General features: G+C 66.4%; 1 protein-coding gene. It reads right to left on the reverse strand.

The window, feature by feature from the left end:
- Nucleotides 1–50: 50 nt before the first annotated feature.
- Nucleotides 51–1,310 carry an IS256 family transposase gene (locus tag G6026_RS00640; RefSeq protein ID WP_069389740.1) on the reverse strand — a complete coding sequence of 420 codons (1,260 nt, stop codon included), beginning with the start codon at nt 1,308–1,310 and terminating at the stop codon, nt 51–53.
- Nucleotides 1,311–1,380 lie beyond the last annotated feature (70 nt).

A 1,380-nucleotide genomic window follows, 5' to 3' on the forward strand; every position in this document is an offset into this window, starting at 1 on the left:
GGTCAAGCCCCTAGAAGTGGTGTAACTGAATTGTGATCCTTCGTTGGTGATCAGGCGGGTAGTTGCATCAGTGCATCAGTGGTCACCTCCGTCTGCGAGCTGGTGTCGGTGTCGGTGGTCAGGGTGAGTCGGCAGCGGCCCAGGACTTCGAGTCCGAGGTATCGGCGTCCTTCGGCCCATTCGTCGGTCTGCTCGGCAAGGACGGCGCCGATGAGGCGGACGATGGCATCTCGGTTGGGGAAGATGCCCACGACGTCGGTGCGGCGGCGGATCTCTCGGTTGAGCCGCTCGGTGGGGTTGTTGGACCAGATCTGTCGCCACACGTCGTCGGGGAACACGGTGAAGGCGAGCAGGTCCTCGCGGGCGTCGCCGAGGTGCTCAGCCACGTCGGGCAGTCTGCCTTCGGTGTACTCGAGGAGCCGGTCGAACTGCTCGTGCACCGCGGTGTCGTTGGGCTGGTCGTACACGCTGTGCAGCATCGCCTTCACGGCCGGCCACATGGACTTGGGGCACACCGCCATGAGGTTCGCCGAGTAGTGGGTGCGGCAGCGTTGCCACGCGGCTCCCGGCAGGTTCGCCGCAATCGCCCCGACCAGCCCGGCGTGGGCATCGGAGGTCACCAGCCGCACCCCGCCCAGGCCGCGGGCAACCAGGTCGGCGAAGAAGGTGTTCCACGAGGCCGTGGTCTCACTGGTGGCGACCTGTATGCCCAGTACCTCGCGGTGGCCGTCGCCGTTGACGCCGGTGGCCAGCAGCACGGAAGCCTTGACGACCTGCTTGTTCTCGCGGACCTTGATCGTCAACGCGTCGGCGGTGACGAAGGTGAACGGCCCGGCCTCGTCCAGGCGGCGGTGCCGGAACGCCGCGACCTGCTCGTCCAGGTCCTGGGCCATGCGTGAGACCTGCGACTTGGACAGCGAGTCGATACCCAGGGTCTTGACCAGCTTGTCCATCCGGCGGGTAGACACCCCGGCCAGATAGCAGTCGGCTACGACGGTGATCAGCGCGGACTCGGCCCGCTTGCGGCGCTCGAGCAGCCACTCGGGGAAGTAGCTGCCCGAGCGCAACTTCGGGACGGCGACGTCGACGGTGCCGACCCGCGTATCCAGGGGCCGGTGGCGGTAGCCATTGCGGTGGTTGGTGCGCTCAGCCGAGCGGGCGTTCCACTCGGCGCCGCACACAGCGTCGGCATCGGCGGAGAGCAGTGCGTTGATCATGGTCTGCAGCAGCTCGCGCATCAGATCCGGCGACGCGTCAGATAGGGCTTGGCCAAGCAGGCCTGCAGGGTCGACAATATGGGGTGCGGTCATCGCGATGACTCCTCGAGGATTCTTTAGACGGTTGACTCGAAAGATCACGCGGTGGCCGCTCTACATCCGT

Source organism: Dietzia sp. DQ11-38-2 (genome assembly GCF_014145055.1).
In the GTDB taxonomy this organism is placed as follows: domain Bacteria; phylum Actinomycetota; class Actinomycetes; order Mycobacteriales; family Mycobacteriaceae; genus Dietzia.

Bases quoted from the DNA above. Each gene is read 5' to 3' on its own strand.
- G6026_RS00640 (WP_069389740.1), bottom strand. From the start codon at position 1,310: ATGACCGCACCCCATATTGTCGACCCTGCAGGCCTGCTTGGCCAAGCC.